Here is a 2055-nt window from a genome sequence, read left to right as displayed (position 1 = left end):
CCAGCCATTTGCAAAAAAGATTGCGCTAATTTTCCTAACTCATCTCGGCGAGATAATATGCTGTTTAACTTCAAATCTGCTTGATAATTTTCCCTCTGGACTAAATGTTTAGCAGCTTGATTTAAATCTAAAATCGGTTGGGTCACCGAATATGACAAACTAATACCGAAAGTAATGGCTAATAATAATGTTATGGTTCCTAACCCTAAACTGCGGTATGTATTACCTTGAATATCTGCGAGAAAGTCAGATTCTGGTAATACCACTACAATTAACCAATCTAACCCATATTCATCGTCATAAGGAAAAATTTGTGCAAAATGTAGTTGATTAGTTTCATCCACAAACTTAAAATTAGTCGGTTCACGCACTTCTAAATTATTCCAGCGTTTCCGTAATTCTTTAGCTGTGACTGCAATGATTTTATTACTACTATTCTCAGCTTTTAACCGCACTAGTTCTACACCATTAAGGTTTTTCACAAAAGGGCGTTCTGCTGTAGATGTAGCTACCACATCCCCAGAACGTTCAATAATAAATGACTGTCCCGATGCTGAGAAATGCAGCTTTTGTAAAAACAGACTAATATCATCAAGGACTAAATCACAACCTACAACGCCGATAAGTTCACCATTGCGGTATACTGGAGCCACGGCAGAAATGCTAGCTGTATCAATGTAAAAAAATGGGTACACTGGTGACCAGGTTTGTTGACCTTTAGCTTGAGCGGTTTTGTACCAAGGACGTGTGACAGGTGTATATGATGTAGTGTAATCGGGGATATTTTTGGCAAATTTTCCGTCTTCGTTGAGGATATAATAACTTAGTTTTCCAATATGAGACGGCTCCACACCTCCACCTAGCCAGGAATTCCGTGGTGCTAGCAGTCCAAATCTATCTTTAGCTACAAAAGTATATGTACCATTACTCCCACCAAAATCAATATTAGTGGGAAGTTTGTAGACTTTGAGTTGTTGGAAGAAATGCAATCTTAACTCTTCGGAATTTTCTGGGTTGATTTGTCCTTGCTCTATCCCATAGCGATTCATAGCCACTAATCTTTGTGGTATTCCCAGATATGTAGTCAAGCGATCGCTGATTTGTTCTGTTGTTGATGATATCAATTTCCTGAGCAATTTATTTACCGCTTTTTCCCCAGTCTCATAGGAAAGATAAGTGACAGTGCCAACTGTTAGCAGGATGATACCCATATAAGGTACGATAAATAAGATTCGTAGCGGAATTCGGGCGACGGATTGCAGTAGGAGGTGCGAGTATATACGTAATAGTTTCATAAATATTATTGACTTGTAAAGTAAATAAATATACTGGCAATTGAAAATTGTATTAAAGCTTTCTTCAGGCTAATGCCGTAAACACCAAGTTCCCTGTTCCCTGTTCCCTAAAACTAAAAAACTTTGTACCTCACGACCATGGCAAATACTATAATAAAGAAACACTTAATAATCCCCAAATTACATTTCCTTGCTTGTGTATATAACGTTTTTCTAGTTGAAGGTCGCTAATTTCTCCAGCCAGCATTTTTGTGAGTAAATTCAGAAATATTTCTAAATCATCATAGTGGGTAATGCCGAAAAAACTCTTATTTAATAACTCGCTTTCAGTGTAACCCAACATCTCATATAAGGATTGATTAACGCGGATGAATTGACCATCAATAGCCACTAAAGCCATACCGATTCCCGCATCTTTAAAAGCGCTGCGGAAATTGGCTTCACTTTCTCGCAATGCGGCTTCTGTTTGTTCGAGCATAGTAATATCCTTACTAAAACTTATTACGTGAGGTTTTCCATCTAAAACCATCAGTTGACAAGATACTAAAACCGTCCTCACTTCTCCTAATTTTGTGAAACTATGCAACTCTAAATTGCGTACATATCCTACAGATTCTAATTTTTCAATGACTAACATTAGCTCATCTTGATTACTTACCAGTGGTAAATCTTGATAGTGGTGACCAATAAGTTCTGACTTTTCGTAACCTGATAATTCCACAAAGCTGGGATTGACATCGACAATTTTTTGCTCAACACT

The 2055-nt window shown here is 37.5% G+C and carries 2 protein-coding genes; both read right to left on the bottom strand.

Translation table 11 applies throughout. The features are described 5' to 3' along the window. A partial coding sequence (locus NWP21_RS05045) for a cache domain-containing protein (RefSeq protein ID WP_280791851.1) occupies positions 1–1295 on the bottom strand: 1295 nt, incomplete at its 3' end. Between the two features lie 148 nt (positions 1296–1443). Further along, positions 1444–2055: PAS domain S-box protein (locus NWP21_RS05040; protein WP_280791850.1), on the bottom strand; the 612-nt coding region annotated here is incomplete at its 5' end.

The organism is Anabaenopsis sp. FSS-46 (assembly GCF_029891665.1).
Taxonomy (GTDB): Bacteria; Cyanobacteriota; Cyanobacteriia; order Cyanobacteriales; family Nostocaceae; genus Anabaenopsis; species Anabaenopsis arnoldii.
Note: the sequence above shows the minus strand (reverse complement) of the source record. Positions and strands in the feature narration are given on the sequence as shown.